Here is an 18,405-nt window from a genome sequence, read left to right on the forward strand (position 1 = left end):
TTACAAAATAGATTAGTTAAAGTAATCCGATAGCCCATATTAAGAGATGTCAAAGGATAACAGATTGAACGGCAAATTACCTTATAAAGAAACTCAAATAACGCACGATAAGCGAAGTCATCAACTTACAAATATTAATGTTTGGACAGCGGATAGCCAATGGATAGCTTATGATGTTCGCCCTAGTCCGAGTTCATTTACTGGGTTGACCATAGAAAAAATTCATATTGAGCGTCAGATGCCATGTGAAATCTATCGCGCTAATCATGGTGCGCATGTGGGTGTTGTGACGGTAAGTGCTGAAGAGCCGCCTCGTTATGCCTTTATTCATGGCCCTGAATTTCCTGATGAGCAGTGGCAATACGATTTTCATCATCGCAGAGGCGTATACGTTAGAGATGATAAATTAGGAGAAGCGCATTCAATTGATGCCATGTGTATTACTCCACCTTATCTTGCAGGAGCATTAAGAGGGGGAACACATGTTCATGTCTTTAGTCCCGATGGTAAGTGGTTAAGTTTTACTTATAACGACCATGTTATGCATGAAAGAGATATTCGGTTAGATCAACGTAATGTTGCTATCGCTGTTCCTATCAAAGCAGTCAATGTGGAGCCGAAAGGTCATCAACGTGAGTATAGCGGGGAATATTTCTGCTGTGTTATTTCTCACACAACCCCAGAGCCGATTCTTGGCAGTCATCAAATCAGCCGAGCCTACGAAGAAGGTTGGATTGGGCAAAAAGGGTATTTATCAGATAATGGGCAGTGGCAAAGCAGGGCAATCGCGTTTATTGGTGATACTCACTCGCTTGATGGTGAAATTATTCCTGAAATCTTCATCGTTGACCTGCCCGAGGATGAGAATGCCTTTATGCAACAAGGTGATTTCCCGCTGCAAGGCACGGATTCTCGGCTACCTTTTCCCCCTAAAAATATTCAACAACGTAGGTTGACATTTACCCATGAGCGGCAATATCCAGGGCTGGCGAAACAACCAAGGCACTGGTTACGTTCATCGCCTGATGGCCGTTTTATTGCCTGTTTAATGAAGGATGATAATGGCGTTGTTCAGTTATGGTTAGCCAGTACATCGACAGGAAGCCTTAAGCAAATTACACAGTGTTCCTCATCTATCCAATCTGCCTTTAGTTGGGATAGTCAGGGCAAGCATATTGCCTTTATTTGTGATAACAGCGTGATGCGTTGCAATGTGATTTCAGGTGAATTAGAAAGATTGACGGTGCGAAGTGCAACCGCTCCCGTTGCGGACGCCGTTGTGTTTTCACCTGATGACCGTTTGATTGCTTTTATGCGTGATGACACAAAGGGGTATAGGCAAATTCATATTGTAGAAACAGGCTTAGGATGCTAAATCGCATGCTAGGTAACCACCTAGATAAAGTAAGAGAGAAGAGGCGAAAGTGCCTCTTCTCAATACTCGAAATATAATTAATTAGCTAGTGTTTATAGTGTTAATTAATTATATCTTAGTAATTTATTCGGTGATTTAATCATTATTAAATCGTGTTAATTAGAATAACATTGAAAAAAGTATGCAAATAAAGAGTAAAACAAAGAGTAATTAATTATAAAATTAATACTCATTAACTGAATATGTTACTTGTAACAAATACGCTATTCTAGATTGCTCTCTAAAGAGTCTGGGTGGTTATTTATTTGGGTATTAGCTTGTTTATCGAGTGCTTCAATACGCTTTTTAGGTGAACTCTCTTCAGAGTTACTATCAGATTTCACATAATCTAAGGGAATAAGCAATGTGTCCATTACCGCGGTAAAGGGTAAATCAATCGCTAATAGCGGGCGCATAACCCAGCCAGTATCTTTATCTTTAATCATTTCGATACTGTTTTTAGAGCCGGGGTAATAACCGTCAGAAGGCCCTGCATGAGTCATAATGCTTGAACAACCTGAAAGTATTAATGGTGTAAAACATATCAATATTCTTTTTAGCAATAGTCCAGCCATATAGTCCATTTAACCTATGTTTTAAATTTATTATCTTTCCCTGTGACAATAATAGCTAAAAATCAAAAATTCACAATCACAGCATAATATGAATTGTTGAATTTGTATTATAAAAATTGATAACTGTCTAAACAAATGATCTATTTTGTTACCAATATTAACTAATATCATTGAATGTTTAATACGTATATGTATTGGCATCAATCGGTGAGCTAATCTCTTTTTCATAAATGACGAACTGTGGACTAATGCACATATTACTTTGTTTTTATTTGACATAATCGATTCAGTTGTACGTTTTATCGTCTTTCACGTTACGCTTTGTAAGTGACTTTTCGTCAAAAGGATAGCGGTCTATGAGTGAATTAGCTCTTACTGTGAGTTTGTTGGCGTTAGCTGCTGCACTTGGTTTATGGATAGGTAATTGGAAAATCCGTAATGTTGGCCTTGGGATCGGCGGGGTATTATTTGGCGGTATTATTGTCGGCCATTTCGCACAAAGCTATGGTTTACAACTCAATGGTCACATGCTGCATTTTATTCAGGAATTTGGCTTGATCCTGTTTGTTTATACTATCGGTATTCAAGTGGGGCCAGGTTTCTTCTCATCATTGCGTGTTTCTGGATTAAAACTAAATGGCTTTGCTTTATTAGTTGTTGTATTAGGTGCTGTAGTAACCGCGGTTATCTACAAATTAGCCAATATTCCGTTACCAATTATTTTGGGGATTTTTTCTGGTGCGGTCACGAATACGCCTTCTTTAGGTGCAGGCCAGCAAATACTCACTGACTTAGGCTCGGACCCTGCGCTGGTTGGGCAAATGGGAATGGGATATGCCATGGCTTATCCGATGGGCATATGTGGTATTTTGCTAGTAATGTGGTTGATCCGTATCATTTTTAGGATCAGTGTTGATAAAGAAGCCGCAGCTTTTAGCAGCCAGAATGTGCATCAGCGAGAAACATTGCAAACGATGAATATTGCGGTTCGCAATACCAACTTAGATGGCTTGATGATGCAAGATATTCCTTTATTAGGAAGTGAGGATATTGTTTGCTCAAGATTGAAAAGAGGCGAAATGCTTATGGTGCCTCAGCCTACAACGGAAATTCAATTAGGCGATTTACTGCATGTGGTTGGGCAAAAAGAAGACCTTAATAAAGTCCGTTTAATTCTTGGTGAGGAGGTGGATGCATCATTATCGACATCTGGCTCAATACTTCACTCTGTTCGTGTAGTAGTAACAAATGATTCAGTATTGAGTAAACGTCTACGTGATCTGAACTTAAAACAGAAATATGACGTGGTGGTCACTCGACTAAATCGAGCAGGGATTGAGCTTGTGGCGAATAATAATTCAGTACTGCAATTCGGTGATATTCTCAATATTGTGGGAAGGCCTGAGTCTATTGAAGCCGTTAGCGCATTGCTTGGCAACGCCAAACAAAAACTACAGCAAGTACAAATGCTACCTGTGTTTATTGGTATAGGTCTTGGTGTTGTGTTGGGGTCGATACCTCTTTTTATTCCGGGTTTCCCCGCAGCATTAAAACTTGGGCTGGCAGGTGGACCATTGGTCATCGCACTGATTTTAGGGCGTATAGGCACCATAGGGCGTTTATATTGGTTTATGCCGCCTAGTGCTAACCTTGCATTACGGGAGCTCGGTATTGTGATGTTCCTTGCTGTGGTCGGTTTAAATTCAGGCGGTGGTTTTATTGATACCTTAGTTAAAGGTGATGGGCTAACTTGGATCGGCTACGGTTTATTAATCACCTTTGTTCCGTTATTTATTACTGGTCTTATCGCTCGGATCTTCGGCAAGATGAATTACCTCAGCCTGTGTGGTGTGTTGGCAGGTTCAATGACAGATCCACCAGCACTGGCATTTGCTAACAATATTCATTCAACCAGTGGGGCACCGGCTCTCTCTTATGCAACCGTCTATCCTTTAGCGATGTTTTTACGCATTATTTCACCGCAGCTATTGGCGATTTTATTTTGGACATTGTGACGATAGTTGCTAAAAGTGATGATGGGCGAGAAGGGTATTTAGATATATAGAGGTAAAAATGGTGTTTATTCAAACGATGAATAATCTAAAAAGATGGTTTAATACAGTTGAATGATATTCGTAATGTAATATTTGATTACGGAGTTCTCGCTAATTTTTAGCCCTTTTAATTCATAAAAGGGCTTTTTTTTATTTTTAGGGTATCAGGTATCTATTAACCGTGTTAGTTAACCAGTCATCCTTGATATACAAGGATGACAACAGGCTAACGACAGGAACATCTAACATTCGACAGTTTGATAAGCCAATTCTAATTCTTCAGCAAGGATAGCAATACCTTTCTCGATTTTTTCTGGCTCTGGCACATAATTCATACGCATACATTGATGTGCATGTGGCCAGTTTTCTTCTAGACCAGGGAAAAAGTAATGTCCCGGAACCATTAAAACACCGCGTTTTTTTAGTCGTTGATAGAGTTCTAAGCTATTAATCGGCAAATCTTTGAACCATAACCATAAGAAAATAGCACCTTCAGGCTTATGGATCAGACATTTATTTTCAGGAATATAGCGACGGATAATGCGGATAACCTCTTCTACACGTTGTTTATAGAAGGGGCCAATAACATTTTTTGATAAAGAAATCAGATCATCCCGCTGCAACATTTCCAACGCTAATGCAGGACCAACACTACCCGGTGCAAGGCTAATAATGCCGTTCATGTTACTCACCGCTTCAATGATCTCTTCATTCGCGATGATAATACCGCAACGAGTACCGGGTAACCCTAGCTTAGACAAGCTCATACACAGAATGACATTCTCATTCCAAAATGGCGTCGCTTCACTAAAAATAATGCCAGGGAAAGGAACTCCATAAGCGTTATCAATGAGTAATGGAATGTTGTGTTGCTTTGCCAGTTTATCAAGGTGCTCCACTTCCTCATCGGTTATCACGTTACCGGTAGGGTTTGTTGGGCGTGAAACACAGATAACACCAATATCATCAGTTACTTCTAATGTATTAAAATCAACGTGATATTTAAATTGACCATTCGGTAAATATTCAATTTGTGGCTTATTTGCCACAAATAGATCGTCATCTAGCCCTGAATCGGCATAGCCAACATATTCGGGGGCTAGTGGGAATAGAACCTTACGAGTGATGCCATCTTCAAAACGACCAGCAAGCAAGTTAAATAGGTAGAAAAACGCGCTTTGGCTGCCATTGGATAGGGCAATATTTTTGGCGCTAATATTCCAGCCTAGTTTTGCTTTTAGGGTTGCTGCTAGCGCTTTCAACATGGCATCTTTACCTTGTGGGCCGTCATAGTTACACAAAGTATCCGTTAATTTACCGTTGGCGCACATTTCTGCTAATAGTGTTTGGAAATAGGCATCCATCTCAGGGATATGAGCAGGGTTCCCACCACCTAGCATAATTGCACCGGGAGTTCTCAAGCCATCATTCAAGTCTTTCATTAATGTTGATATACCTGAATTTTGTGCGAATTTATTACCGAATTTAGAAAATATCATCTCATTTATTCACATATGTTAAGTAGGTTGTTAATGGAATTTAAAAACATACTCTGCTCGACAAGAGAGTTCAACAGCTTCAATCAATATAGCATTGATACAAAATACTGCTTTTTTATTAACTTCTGGGCTGATATTTGTGAAAATTGGTTAAAATATGGTGAATGTTGCTTTTGATAATGGGGGTGATGCCGATTCATTCTGATTTATTTATATTGGCAACAATCTTTTAAATGGTCATTAATCATGCCTGTCGCTTGCATAAAAGCATAACAAGTAATGGAACCAATAAACTTAAATCCACGTTTTTTAAGTGCTTTGGATAAACGTTTTGAAAGCTCTGTCTCTGTGGGAACTTGAGTGTGAGACTGCCACTGGTTGACGATAGGTTTGCCACCCACAAATTGCCATAAAAATGTTGAGAAATCCTCGCCGTTTTCAGCCATTTTTAAATAAGCCTTTGCATTAGCAATAATCGCGTTAATTTTAGCGCGGTTCCGAATGATACGAGGATCCTGCATTAAGCTGTCAACATCTTGTTCACTCATCATGGCAATTTTTGCAGGATTAAACTGATGGAACAGTATGCGATAATCTTGGCGTTTTTTTAAAATGGTGTACCAAGAAAGCCCAGCTTGTTGACCTTCTAAGCAGATCATCTCAAATAGCTGTTGGTTATCCTTTGTTGGCTTTCCCCATTCATTATCATGGTAGGCGATATATTCTGGGTCTTGATTTACCCAATGGCAACGAATTGGCGATGAATTCATTTTGTCTCCTTTCAAGGGGGGCCAAGGCTTATATGCCCTATTTATACTGTATAAATGTCCAGTTTAAAAGAGACAAAATAAAGTTTTTTTATTTATAGGGCAAATAGACGTAGATTCAATGCTGTATATCTGGCGGTCAAAGGGTATACTGACGTACTTTCATTAAATCATATGTATCGCGTGCGGATCTAACATGCAAAAGTTTGATACCAAAACCTTCCAAGGTCTTATCCTGACATTGCAGGATTACTGGGCGCGCCAAGGCTGCACCATTGTTCAACCACTGGACATGGAAGTCGGCGCAGGAACATCTCATCCAATGACGTGCTTGCGTGCGTTAGGGCCTGAGCCAATTGCGGCGGCTTATGTTCAGCCTTCTCGTCGTCCTACTGATGGCCGTTACGGTGAAAACCCAAACCGCCTTCAACATTACTATCAGTTTCAAGTGATCATTAAGCCATCACCTGACAATATTCAAGAACTTTACCTCGGCTCATTGAAGGAATTGGGAATTGATCCCACCGTTCATGATATCCGTTTTGTTGAGGATAACTGGGAAAACCCAACACTAGGCGCTTGGGGTCTAGGCTGGGAAGTGTGGCTAAATGGCATGGAAGTCACTCAGTTTACTTACTTCCAACAAGTTGGCGGGCTGGAATGCAAGCCTGTAACGGGTGAAATTACCTACGGTCTTGAACGCCTTGCTATGTATATTCAAGGTGTTGATAGCGTTTATGACCTTGTTTGGTGCGATGGCCCACTCGGTAAAACGACCTATGGTGATATTTATCATCAAAATGAAGTTGAGCAGTCAACCTATAACTTTGAATATGCTAATGTCGATTTTCTTTTCAAATGCTTTGAAGAGTATGAGAAAGAAGCTCAATATTTACTGTCACTAGAAACACCACTGCCGCTACCGGCTTATGAGCGCATTTTGAAAGCGGCTCATACATTTAACTTACTGGATGCTCGTAAAGCAATCTCAGTGACAGAACGCCAGCGTTATATTCTACGTATCCGTACCCTAACTAAAGGGGTTGCCGAAGCTTATTATGCTTCCCGTGAGGCGCTCGGATTCCCTATGTGTCACAAGAATTAAGAGGCTGTCATGACTCAACAGACTTTCCTAGTGGAAATCGGCACAGAAGAGTTACCGCCGAAGGCTCTTCGTTCATTAGCTGAATCATTTGCGGCAAACTTTACGGCTGAATTGGATAGCGCGGATATTGCACACGGTGAAGTTAGCTGGTTTGCAGCACCTCGCCGTTTGGCCTTAAAAGTCGCTGCTCTTGCAGACTCATCACCTGACCGTGAAGTTGAAAAACGTGGCCCTGCGATTTCTGCTGCTTTTGGCGCTGACGGTCAACCAACCAAAGCTGCTGAAGGGTGGGCTCGTGGTTGCGGTATTTCCGTTGACCAAGCCGAGCGTTTAAAAACGGATAAAGGTGAATGGTTACTTTATCGCGCTCAAGTAAAAGGCGTAGCAGTTAGTGAATTGTTGGTCGATATGGTAAGCCGTTCTCTGGCTAAGTTACCCATTCCAAAACTCATGCGTTGGGGCGATAAAGAGACGCATTTTGTGCGCCCTGTCCACACCGTAACCTTATTATTGGGTAGCGATGTTGTTGACGGTGAAGTGCTAGGCATTAAGAGCGGTCGTACAATCCGTGGTCACCGTTTTATGGGTGAATCAGAGTTTACGATTGATCATGCAGACCAATATCCGGCGATCTTACGTGAACGCGGCAAAGTCATTGCTGACTATGAAGAACGTAAAGCCGTCATCAAAGCTGATGCTGAAAAAGCCGCGCTCGCCCTTGGTGGGAAAGCGGATTTAACCGACAGCTTACTAGAAGAAGTTGCTTCATTAGTTGAATGGCCTGTCGTATTAACTGCAAAATTTGAAGAGAAGTTCTTAGAAGTACCTGCGGAAGCATTGGTTTATACCATGAAAGGGGATCAGAAATATTTCCCTGTTTATGACAATGCTGGCAACCTGATGCCAAATTTCATTTTTGTGGCGAATATTGAATCTTCAGACCCACAACAAATTATCTCCGGTAATGAAAAAGTGGTACGTCCTCGTTTGGCGGATGCGGAGTTTTTCTTTAAAACTGACCGTAAACAACGTCTTGAAGATAATTTACCACGTTTGGAAACCGTTCTGTTTCAACAACAGCTTGGCACATTGCGTGATAAGACTGACCGTTTAGAAGCCTTATCAGGTTGGGTTGCAGCGAAGATTGGTGCAGATGTTAATCATGCGACTCGCGCGGGTTTGTTGGCAAAATGTGACCTGATGACCAATATGGTGTTTGAATTTACAGACACTCAAGGCGTGATGGGGATGCACTACGCACGCCATGACGGTGAATCAGAAGATGTTGCATTAGCACTGAAAGAGCAGTATCAACCTCGTTTTGCAGGGGATGCGTTGCCGTCTACTGATGTTTCAGCGGCACTTGCCTTAGCCGAGAAAATGGACACCTTAGCCGGTATTTTCGGCATCGGTCAGCATCCGAAAGGTGATAAAGACCCATTTGCACTGCGTCGAGCTGCATTAGGCGTGTTACGCATTATTGTTGAAAAAGGCTATCAGCTTGATCTCGTTGAAATGACAGAAGAAGCCGTCCGCCTTTACGGTGATAAACTCACTAACAAAAATGTAGTGAATGATGTTGTTGAATTTATGCTTGGCCGCTTCCGTTCTTGGTATCAAGAGCTTGGCTATAGTATTGATACGATTCAAGCGGTGTTAGCGCGCCGTCCAACGTCACCAGCCGATTTTGATGCACGTGTGAAGGCTGTGACTCACTTCCGTACATTGGAAGATGCAGAAGCTTTAGCGGCAGCCAATAAGCGTGTTTCGAACATCTTGAGTAAATCTAATGAGAAACTGGCTGATAAAGTTCTCGCATCTGTGCTAAAAGCACCACAAGAAGTGAAGTTGGCTACACACCTTGTTGTATTACAAGAAAAACTAGAGCCAATGTTTGCTGAGCGTAATTATCAAGATGCCTTAGTTGAGTTGGCTTCTTTACGTGAAGTTGTGGATGCATTTTTTGCTGATGTTATGGTTATGGATGAAGATGAAGCGGTACGTATTAACCGTCTAACTCTGCTTAGCCAATTACGTGATTTGTTCTTGAAAGTTGCAGATATCTCATTGCTACAATAAATCGTGAACAAGTGATGGTATTGACTAAAAATATCATTTATTAATCTTTATAAGCCCTTGCAGGATAAGATCTTGCAAGGGCTTAATGTTGTCTTATAGGGACGATTAGTTAAAAAACCCTATCAAGTTGATGGTTTTATCAGCATACAAACAAATTTAGTGAAAAATGGGTTGACGGGAAGGGCGCTCAACAGTATGATTCACACCGTTTTCGGCGAGTAGCGCAGCTTGGTAGCGCAACTGGTTTGGGACCAGTGGGTCGGAGGTTCGAATCCTCTCTCGCCGACCAGATTCCAGAACCCCACCTCATATGAGGTGGGGTTTTTTGCATTTGCACGTCAGTAAACATTTCACACAGTAATTTTTCTCATCATCCAAATACTGATTCTGGTGGCATGGTTTTTGTCTAACTTACCAACATGCGCTTTCAGAGTAACTTTGTTGTCCTTTCTCGTCATAATCTGTTGTTATGTTCATTAACGTTGTTTTCTTGAGTGTAATGAAAAGCATGATGTAGTCGCGAGTTGTTTATTACCTATCAATGGATTTTTCATAACAAGGAACCTGTTAATGAAAACAGCACCAACACTGTTTATTTTGTTATTTTTACTGTTCAACTATCTGCCTTGTTATGCCAATAGGCAGCTTGATTTTGCGGTGAAATCACCATCAACGCCCTGTATTGCGATTCACCAAGTTCATTTCTCAACATTGGCACTATTTCCGTTAATTACCTCGAGTGATATCAATAAATGGAAACAGGGCGTTGAAGGGAGATGTGTTAGTGAGGAAGGGCTATTGCGCTATGCAGACTTTCTTAACGCACAGTTGGCTGAGGTAGGATATATCACATCGTCTATTCACTACCCAGAGCAAACTCTGTTATTTGGTGTGTTGCAGGTTGAATTAGTCGCGGGGAAGCTCGGCAGTATTGAGTATCAAGATAGTGCTAGCCAATCATTAGCGTACGCTTTTCCATTACGCAAAGGGCAAGTCGTAGATATCCACGCTATAAATCAAGGTCTGGCTAATTTACGCAATACCCAGTTGATCCCACATCAAATTCATATTGTTTCCGATCACGAACAGAACAATATGAACCGTTTAGTGATCCAACGTAATGCAGCAAGAGCTTTTAAAGGAAAACTACTTTTAGCGTCGAAACAATCACCGCAATTTCCTACCCATGTTGTCAGCAATCTGATTATGTTAGCTAATCCATTAGCACTGAATGATTTCTTTTTTCTAAATTTAGATAGTGATATTGGAAAAGAGCCTGAAAAGAAATTGAAATCGGTCTCCATTTTGTATTCAGTTCCTTACCATTATTGGTTATTGAGTTTATATGCGGGCTATCAAGAGAACAGCATTCATCAAAACTTCCAATTAATTGATAGCATTAAAGTTAGAAATGATGTGAGAAGCCGATTACTGTCGCTACAAGCTGAGTATGTTCTTCATCGAGCCTTATATCACTCAACGTCGATAAGTATGGGGACTCAAATTCAAACATTAGATCTCTTTTTAGAGCGATATCGTTTGAAAACCCAACAACGCTTCACGAGTTATCTCTTACTTGGGGTAAAGCATCAGCGTCATTTTGCACAAGGTAATGTGACATTTTCATTGAGTTATAAACAAGATACGGATTGGTTCGGTTCCACAAGGCGCCAAGTGACAGGGTTAGAGCGAGCCGGCATATATCTATTTTCGGTAGATTTTCAACGGCAATTTTATTTAGCCAACCAATCGATGTATCACCGACATGAGCTTGAAATGCAATTAAGTCGCTCGCCACTAGATCCGCAGCTTGAGCTAAATAGTCCTACTGGGAAATTTGGGATTAGGGGGTTCTCAAATAGCGTATTAACGGAGAATTTGGGAGATAACACGTTGAAACTTAAAAATGAGTGGGGGTGGTTTACCCCATGGCGGGGTTATGAGCTATATGGTGCATTGGATTTCGCCTCGACATCTTCGCAAAGCGCACATATTTGGCGAGACAACAGGTTATTCGGTACAGAAATTGGTGTGAGAGGGCAGATTGATCGCTTGAACTACCAACTCTTTATCGAGGCTCCTCTTTGGCAGTCGGCGAAATTAGCAACGAACGCGGTGAATGTTGGGGCGAAAGTGAGTATTGATTATTAGCCAGTTTATTTGGTCGCAGTTTCATTGGCTATGAATATGGTTTATGCCCAAACATAAATAGGTAAGCAGAAGTCTGGTTGAAGTAGGGTTACACAGCAGCGAGTTCAAGGAAACCGTTATATTGTACTCATAAAGCCCCCAAATAACGGCTATTTAGGTATCTCTGAGCATTGTTGTGCAGGCATTGGAATACTTATAAAGCAATTAATATAGCGAGTAAAGGGGATGAGATTAGCGATATTCCGGCGTGAATAGTTATAATGGATTGATATTAAAGTAAATTATTTATTTTGGAAAAGGCGAGTCATTGAATGAGAGCAGAGTCATATAGTGAAGGTCCGTAGAGAGAATGAAATCAAGTAGATCGTGCGATTATTGAAGTTATTAACTAATCAATAAATTGTTAAAATTTAATGAACCGTACTTTTTTATATGAATAAAAAACAAGCAAAATAATAACAACCTAAAGTAATTATTTGTTTTAAACACACCAGAACTTTATGCCGCACTCTCTTAGGTGTTGCACTATTTTCGTTCAGTAATTCAGCACTTAATCACAAATATAAAAATAAATCACCCAGAGATAAAACACTATCCTGTAGTATTTTTATGGTTATTATGTCTGCCATATGACTTAAATAACCATACAAAGACCTAAGAACACTCTTAATATGTTTCTAAAATGTTATAAGATAGTTGTCTGTTTAAAGAGAGATACTATTGACGAAGTGGATGACAGTTGATTAATTGCACAGTGAATAACAAAAAAATACAGATCCCCTATCTGTCATTTCAAGGATGGGTTTGGGCATCAAGCAAATAACACATGAACACCACAGGAGCATACAGATGACGCTCTCAATCAAAAAGACAGGTTTAACCATTGGGCTAACACTTGCAGCACTTGCAGTTTCTGCTTCTGTGCAAGCGAAAACATTAGTCTACTGTTCAGAAGGCTCTCCAGAGGGCTTTAACCCTCAGCTATTTACTTCCGGTACGACTTACGATGCTAGCTCAATTCCACTCTATAACCGTTTAGTTGAGTTCAAACTTGGTACTACAGACATAGAGCCAGGTTTAGCGGAAAGTTGGGAAGTAAGCGATGATGGCAAAGTTTATACTTTCCACTTACGTAAAGGCGTAAAATGGCATTCAAATAAAGAATTTAAGCCAAGCCGCGACTTTAATGCGGATGATGTCATTTATACCTTCATGCGTCAGAAAGATGCGAATCACCCATACCACAAAGTCTCCGGCGGTAGCTATGAGTACTTTATGGGCATGGATATGGATAAAATCATCGATAAAGTTGAAAAAGTTGATGATTACACCGTACGTTTCACACTCTCTCGCCCAGAGTCACCTTTTTTAGCTGATATGGCAATGGACTTTGCTTCCATTCTTTCTGCTGAATATGCTGACAAAATGTTAGCAGCGGGCACACCGCAAAAAGTGGATTTGAACCCTATTGGAACAGGCCCATTTGAGCTACAGCAGTACCAAAAAGATTCACGTATTCTTTATAAAGCCAACAAAGAGTATTGGGGTAATAAACCTAAAATTGATCGTTTAGTTTTTTCGATTACACCTGATGCGTCTGTCCGTTATGCCAAGCTGCAAAAAAATGAGTGTCAAGTTATGCCATACCCAAATCCGGCAGACTTGGAACGCATGAAGCAAGATAAAAATATTACATTGATGGAGCAACCTGGCTTGAACGTCGGTTATCTCTCTTTCAACGTTGAGAAAAAACCACTAGATAACCAGAAAGTGCGCCAAGCGCTATCTATGGCCGTGAATAAAGACGCTATCATCGATGCCGTTTATCAAGGTGCAGGACAGAAAGCGAAAAACTTAATTCCACCAACGATGTGGGGCTATAACGATGATGTGAAGGATTATGAATATAATCCTGAAAAAGCAAAAGCGTTATTGGCTGAGGCCGGGTTCCCGAATGGTTTCGAAATCGATTTATGGGCAATGCCAGTCCAACGTCCATATAACCCAAATGCGCGCCGTATGGCTGAGATGATCCAAGCTGACTGGGCAAAAATTGGTGTTAAATCGAAAGTAGTGAGCTATGAGTGGGGCGAATATCTGAAGCGTGCTAAAGATGGTGAACCGCAAACGGTAATGATGGGTTGGACCGGTGATAATGGTGACCCTGATAACTTCTTCGCGACACTGTTTAGCTGTGCGGCGAAAGAGCAAGGCTCTAACTATTCGAAATGGTGTTATCAAGGCTTTGAAGACTTGATCCAGCCTGCTCGTATGACAGCAGATCATAACAAACGTATTGATCTCTACAAGCAAGCACAGGTTGTTATGAATGAACAAGCACCAGCCCTGATCATTGCTCACTCAACGGTATATGAACCAGTCCGTAAAGAAGTGAAGGGCTATGTTGTCGACCCTCTCGGCAAACACCACTTTGAAAACGTCGATATTGAAAAATAATCGTTGTTAATTTGTATCAGCCCTTCGCCATCTTTTTGATAGCGAAGGGCGTTTTCACCTCTGAATTTCAGGGAAACAGAAAACTCAGTTCTTTGTGAGCAGACAGAAGAGTCACACTCTTCTGATTAGCCAAACGGACTCAGAGCCGTCAAAGGCATTATTAAAAGAGATTCAGGATATGTTGCAATTTATCCTCCGACGTTTGGGGCTAGTTATCCCTACGTTTATCGGTATCACATTACTCACGTTCGCATTTGTGCATATGATCCCGGGTGACCCCGTGATGATTATGGCAGGTGAAAGAGGCTTATCGCCCGAACGACACGCTTATTTAATGGCTGAATTGGGCTTAGACCAGCCATTGTGGAAACAATATCTTCACTATATTAATGGCATATTTCATGGTGACTTAGGGATTTCATTGAAAAGCCGGATAGCGGTTTGGGATGAATTTTTCCCCCGTTTTAAAGCCACGATGGAACTGGCAACCTGTGCGATGATTTTTGCAATTTCAGTGGGGATCCCTGTCGGTGTTTTAGCCGCAGTGAAGCGTGGCTCTATTTTCGATCACACAGCAATTGGCTTATCCCTAACAGGTTACTCAATGCCAATTTTCTGGTGGGGGATCATGTTAATCATGCTGGTGTCAGTGCAGTTGGATTTGACCCCCGTATCTGGGCGCGTTAGCGACAGTGTATTTTTGGATGACTCCTATCCGCTGACTGGTTTTATGCTGATTGATACCTTAATTTGGGGGGATGAAGGGAACTTTATTGATGCGGTTGAGCATCTCATACTTCCTTCCATTGTGCTTGGAACCATACCTCTGGCGGTGATAGTCCGTATGACTCGCTCATCGATGCTAGAAGTACTAGGGGAAGATTACATTCGTACGGCTCGAGCCAAAGGGGTTAGCCGTGCACGCGTTATTCTTATTCATGCGCTGAGAAATGCGATGCTGCCTGTTGTCACCGTGATTGGTTTACAAGTGGGTGTTATGCTCGCTGGCGCAATTCTAACGGAAACTATTTTTTCGTGGCCAGGTCTAGGTCGTTGGCTGATTGAAGGGCTTCAACGTCGTGATTACCCAGTGGTTCAAGGTGGGGTTTTATTAGTCGCAACTTTGATTATTTTTGTTAACCTCGTGGTTGATCTGCTGTACGGCATTGTTAACCCACGTATTCGTCATAAAAAATAAGGAGCGCTTACATGTCTCAATCTACTGAGCCAACGGTTGTCAGCGCCCCTAAGCCGATGACCCCATTCCAAGAATTCTGGCACTACTTTAAGCGTAATAAAGGTGCGGTTGCCGGAATGGCATATATCATTTTAATGATCTTAGTGGCTATTTTTGCAGGTGTTTTAGCCCCTCATGCACCAGATGAGCAGTTCCGCGATTTCTTATTGGTACCACCTGTTTGGGAATCCGGCGGAAGTTGGCAATTTATCTTAGGTACGGATGACGTTGGTCGAGATCTGTTATCTCGCTTAATGTATGGTGCACGCTTATCTCTGTTAGTCGGCTGCCTTGTGGTGGTGCTCTCATTGATTATGGGGGTGACGGTCGGCGTTATTGCAGGCTATTTTGGTGGTGTGGTCGATGCTGTGATTATGCGTATCGTTGACATCATGTTAGCCCTACCGAGTTTATTGCTGGCTTTAGTATTGGTGGCAATCTTTGGCCCTTCAATCGTTAATGCCTCACTTGCACTGACCTTCGTTGCATTGCCTCACTATATCCGGCTTACTCGCGCCGCGGTGTTGGTAGAAGTGAATCGCGATTATGTCACCGCTTCACGTGTGGCAGGCGCCGGTGCTACGCGTCAGATGTTTGTTAATATTTTACCGAACTGCTTGGCACCGTTGATTGTTCAAGCATCACTTGGCTTTTCTAATGCCATCTTAGATATGGCTGCTTTGGGTTTTCTTGGTATGGGAGCACAGCCACCAACACCTGAATGGGGCACAATGTTGTCTGACGTGCTGCAATTCGCTCAAAGTGCGTGGTGGGTCGTCACCTTCCCTGGTCTGGCAATCTTGTTAACTGTATTAGCGTTTAACCTGATGGGTGATGGTTTGCGTGATGCATTTGATCCAAAACTCAAGCAGTGATGAGGTAATCTAATGGCATTGTTAAATGTAGAACAACTCTCGGTACACTTTGGTGATGAAAGTACCCCGTTCCGTGCCGTTGACCGCATCAGCTATAGCGTTGAAAAAGGTCAGGTTGTTGGCATAGTGGGTGAGTCTGGCTCGGGGAAATCGGTAAGCTCTTTAGCGATAATGGGGCTGATAGACTATCCTGGGAAAGTGATGGCTAATTCGTTGCAATTTGACGGGCGTGACTTATTGTCTATTCCCGAAAAAGAGCGTCGGCAAATTGTTGGTGCCGATGTAGCGATGATATTTCAGGACCCTATGACCAGTCTGAACCCCTGTTTTACAGTGGGTTATCAGATAATGGAAGCGCTGAAAGTGCACCAAGGCGGTAGTAAAAGTACGCGTAAACAACGTGCAATTGATTTACTGACGATGGTCGGGATCCCTGACCCGAAATCGCGGCTTGATGTTTATCCACACCAGCTATCAGGTGGGATGAGTCAGCGGGTCATGATTGCGATGGCGATCGCATGTCGGCCTAAGTTATTGATTGCAGACGAACCGACGACCGCACTTGATGTGACGATCCAAGCACAAATTATTGAGTTATTGCTTGAATTACAACAACAAGAGAATATGGCCTTGGTCTTGATCACCCATGATCTTGCCTTGGTTGCTGAAGCGGCACATCACATTATTGTGATGTATGCGGGCCAAGTCGTGGAATCAGCGAAGGCCTCTGATATCTTTAAACATCCTCGTCATCCCTATACTCAAGCGCTGTTACGTGCCTTGCCCGAGTTTGCCACTAATAAATCTCGGTTAGCGTCATTACCGGGCGTTGTGCCGGGGAAATATGACCGACCACAAGGTTGTCTGTTGAACCCTCGCTGCCCCTATGCGACAGAGCGTTGTCGTATTGAGGAGCCTGAATTGCGCTCTGTTGGAGATAGGCAGGTGAAATGCCACATGCCGCTGGATGATATGGGGAGGCCGACACTATGAGTGAAAATCAACATAAGCCTTTACTACAGGCTATTAATTTAAAGAAATATTATTCAGCGAAAAGCGGTATATTTTCGGCAGAAAGGTTAGTCAAAGCTCTCGATGGCGTTTCATTTGAGCTAGAAAAAGGAAAAACACTCGCCGTTGTTGGAGAATCTGGGTGTGGTAAATCGACACTAGGTCGTTTACTGACCATGATTGAACAACCCACAGAGGGGGAGCTTTACTATCAAGACCAAAACCTACTGGTTAAAGACAAGGCGGCTGAAAAGCTACGTCGCCAAAAAATTCAAATTGTCTTTCAAAACCCATATGGCTCTTTAAATCCTCGTAAAAAAGTCGGGCAAATACTTGAGGAGCCTTTATTGATTAACACCTCGTTATCTAAAGAGCAGCGTAGAGAAAAGGTGTTATCGATGATGGCTAAGGTTGGGTTAAAAACGGAGCATTATGAGCGCTATCCTCATATGTTTTCGGGCGGGCAACGCCAGCGCATCGCAATCGCACGAGGGTTAATGTTAGATCCTGATGTTGTTGTTGCTGATGAACCAGTTTCAGCACTGGACGTTTCCGTACGCGCTCAAGTGCTTAACCTAATGATGGATTTGCAGCAAGAGCTAGGGCTATCTTATGTGTTCATTTCGCATGATCTATCCGTGGTTGAACATATAGCTGATGAAGTGATGGTGATGTATTTGGGGCGTTGCGTAGAAAAAGGAACTAAAGAACAGATCTTTAATAATCCTTTGCACCCTTATACTCAAGCACTGCTATCAGCAACACCAAGGTTAAACCCTGATTCACGGCGTGAAAGGATCAAGTTGACGGGAGAGTTACCAAGCCCGCTGAATCCACCACCGGGGTGCGCTTTTGCAGCTCGTTGCCGCCGAGCATTCGGGCAATGCACGCAATTCCAACCGGCTCTTAAAGAGTACGGAGGGCAATTGGTTGCCTGTTTTGCCGTCGATGAAGATGAAAAAAATAGCGTTGTAGCCAGTTAATCCCCACTAAGACGGCAGAAATATTGCTTTTCTGCCGTTATCCAGTGTGATACGTTGTTGTTGTTTCCGTAAATCCCCCCTTTGTCTTAATTACATAAACTTTCACTTTTAACTGCTCCTTTATTGATAAAATCAAGTATACTGAGAATAACTCAGTGACATCCAATGCCCCATAAAACCTACCTTTTTGGGCGCGCT

Annotated in this window: 13 protein-coding genes and 1 tRNA gene; 11 read left to right on the forward strand and 3 right to left on the reverse strand. The window is 42.1% G+C overall.

Annotated elements, in window-relative coordinates; all coding sequences use genetic code 11:
* Positions 1 to 46: 46 nt before the first annotated feature.
* Positions 47 to 1,375 (forward strand): DUF3748 domain-containing protein, encoded by a 1,329-nt coding sequence (locus tag PR699_RS13145; RefSeq protein WP_041705106.1) that lies wholly within the window; start codon positions 47 to 49, stop codon positions 1,373 to 1,375.
* A 263-nt stretch (positions 1,376 to 1,638) separates the two neighbouring features.
* On the opposite strand, the gene PR699_RS13150 is transcribed toward PR699_RS13145, so the two are convergent.
* The gene (locus tag PR699_RS13150) at positions 1,639 to 1,989 is read right to left on the reverse strand and encodes a YceK/YidQ family lipoprotein (RefSeq protein ID WP_101495261.1); all 351 of its coding nucleotides are present in this window, start codon (positions 1,987 to 1,989) and stop codon (positions 1,639 to 1,641) included.
* A gap of 356 nt (positions 1,990 to 2,345) precedes the next feature.
* Between PR699_RS13150 and PR699_RS13155 the strand changes: the two genes are divergently transcribed.
* Positions 2,346 to 4,004, forward strand: a complete 1,659-nt coding sequence (locus PR699_RS13155) for a putative transporter (RefSeq protein ID WP_004923717.1) — start codon at positions 2,346 to 2,348, stop codon at positions 4,002 to 4,004.
* 281 nt (positions 4,005 to 4,285) lie between these two features.
* On the opposite strand, the gene PR699_RS13160 is transcribed toward PR699_RS13155, so the two are convergent.
* The gene (locus PR699_RS13160) at positions 4,286 to 5,542 is read right to left on the reverse strand and encodes a valine--pyruvate transaminase (protein ID WP_014656988.1); all 1,257 of its coding nucleotides are present in this window, start codon (positions 5,540 to 5,542) and stop codon (positions 4,286 to 4,288) included.
* A gap of 206 nt (positions 5,543 to 5,748) precedes the next feature.
* On the reverse strand, positions 5,749 to 6,312 hold the full coding sequence (locus PR699_RS13165) for a DNA-3-methyladenine glycosylase I (RefSeq protein WP_014656987.1): 564 nt from the start codon (positions 6,310 to 6,312) through the stop codon (positions 5,749 to 5,751).
* Positions 6,313 to 6,505: 193 nt separating this feature from the next.
* Here PR699_RS13165 and glyQ point away from each other — a divergent pair, with 193 nt between their 5' ends.
* From glyQ to dppF, 9 genes are all read left to right on the forward strand, one after another.
* Complete coding sequence (gene glyQ / locus PR699_RS13170; RefSeq protein WP_004923728.1) at positions 6,506 to 7,414, forward strand: glycine--tRNA ligase subunit alpha; 909 nt, start codon at positions 6,506 to 6,508, stop codon at positions 7,412 to 7,414.
* 9 nt (positions 7,415 to 7,423) lie between these two features.
* Entirely contained in the window at positions 7,424 to 9,493 is a 2,070-nt protein-coding gene (glyS, locus tag PR699_RS13175) for a glycine--tRNA ligase subunit beta (protein ID WP_004923731.1), read from the forward strand.
* A gap of 212 nt (positions 9,494 to 9,705) precedes the next feature.
* Positions 9,706 to 9,782: transfer RNA gene (locus PR699_RS13180), tRNA-Pro, on the forward strand.
* A gap of 281 nt (positions 9,783 to 10,063) precedes the next feature.
* A complete protein-coding gene (locus PR699_RS13185; RefSeq protein WP_014656986.1) occupies positions 10,064 to 11,644 on the forward strand; it encodes a ShlB/FhaC/HecB family hemolysin secretion/activation protein in 1,581 nt (526 codons plus the stop codon).
* Positions 11,645 to 12,493: 849 nt separating this feature from the next.
* Entirely contained in the window at positions 12,494 to 14,101 is a 1,608-nt protein-coding gene (gene dppA, locus PR699_RS13190) for a dipeptide ABC transporter periplasmic-binding protein DppA (RefSeq protein WP_272577847.1), read from the forward strand.
* Between the two features lie 178 nt (positions 14,102 to 14,279).
* A complete protein-coding gene (gene dppB, locus PR699_RS13195) occupies positions 14,280 to 15,299 on the forward strand; it encodes a dipeptide ABC transporter permease DppB (RefSeq protein ID WP_014656984.1) in 1,020 nt (339 codons plus the stop codon).
* 11 nt (positions 15,300 to 15,310) lie between these two features.
* On the forward strand, positions 15,311 to 16,213 hold the full coding sequence (gene dppC, locus PR699_RS13200; protein ID WP_004923748.1) for a dipeptide ABC transporter permease DppC: 903 nt from the start codon (positions 15,311 to 15,313) through the stop codon (positions 16,211 to 16,213).
* A gap of 12 nt (positions 16,214 to 16,225) precedes the next feature.
* The gene (dppD, locus tag PR699_RS13205; protein WP_004923750.1) at positions 16,226 to 17,206 is read left to right on the forward strand and encodes a dipeptide ABC transporter ATP-binding protein; all 981 of its coding nucleotides are present in this window, start codon (positions 16,226 to 16,228) and stop codon (positions 17,204 to 17,206) included.
* Positions 17,203 to 18,207: a dipeptide ABC transporter ATP-binding subunit DppF gene (gene dppF / locus PR699_RS13210; RefSeq protein WP_004923755.1), complete on the forward strand. Its 1,005-nt coding sequence runs from the start codon at positions 17,203 to 17,205 to the stop codon at positions 18,205 to 18,207. Before dppD ends, dppF begins: the two co-directional genes overlap by 4 nt.
* Positions 18,208 to 18,405: the final 198 nt, after the last annotated feature.

This window comes from Providencia sp. PROV268 (assembly GCF_028477805.1).
Taxonomy (GTDB): Bacteria; Pseudomonadota; Gammaproteobacteria; order Enterobacterales; family Enterobacteriaceae; genus Providencia; species Providencia stuartii.

What these genes read in the sequence shown, in the direction of transcription:
- PR699_RS13155 (WP_004923717.1), top strand. Translation starts at nt 2,346, where the DNA reads ATGAGTGAATTAGCTCTTACTGTGAGTTTGTTGGCGTTAGCTGCTGCA.
- PR699_RS13145 (WP_041705106.1), top strand. Translation starts at nt 47, where the DNA reads ATGTCAAAGGATAACAGATTGAACGGCAAATTACCTTATAAAGAAACT.
- PR699_RS13150 (WP_101495261.1), bottom strand. Translation starts at nt 1,989, where the DNA reads ATGGCTGGACTATTGCTAAAAAGAATATTGATATGTTTTACACCATTA.
- dppF (WP_004923755.1), top strand. Translation starts at nt 17,203, where the DNA reads ATGAGTGAAAATCAACATAAGCCTTTACTACAGGCTATTAATTTAAAG.
- glyQ (WP_004923728.1), top strand. Translation starts at nt 6,506, where the DNA reads ATGCAAAAGTTTGATACCAAAACCTTCCAAGGTCTTATCCTGACATTG.
- PR699_RS13185 (WP_014656986.1), top strand. Translation starts at nt 10,064, where the DNA reads ATGAAAACAGCACCAACACTGTTTATTTTGTTATTTTTACTGTTCAAC.
- dppD (WP_004923750.1), top strand. Translation starts at nt 16,226, where the DNA reads ATGGCATTGTTAAATGTAGAACAACTCTCGGTACACTTTGGTGATGAA.
- glyS (WP_004923731.1), top strand. Translation starts at nt 7,424, where the DNA reads ATGACTCAACAGACTTTCCTAGTGGAAATCGGCACAGAAGAGTTACCG.
- PR699_RS13165 (WP_014656987.1), bottom strand. Translation starts at nt 6,312, where the DNA reads ATGAATTCATCGCCAATTCGTTGCCATTGGGTAAATCAAGACCCAGAA.
- PR699_RS13160 (WP_014656988.1), bottom strand. Translation starts at nt 5,542, where the DNA reads ATGATATTTTCTAAATTCGGTAATAAATTCGCACAAAATTCAGGTATA.
- dppC (WP_004923748.1), top strand. Translation starts at nt 15,311, where the DNA reads ATGTCTCAATCTACTGAGCCAACGGTTGTCAGCGCCCCTAAGCCGATG.
- dppA (WP_272577847.1), top strand. Translation starts at nt 12,494, where the DNA reads ATGACGCTCTCAATCAAAAAGACAGGTTTAACCATTGGGCTAACACTT.
- dppB (WP_014656984.1), top strand. Translation starts at nt 14,280, where the DNA reads ATGTTGCAATTTATCCTCCGACGTTTGGGGCTAGTTATCCCTACGTTT.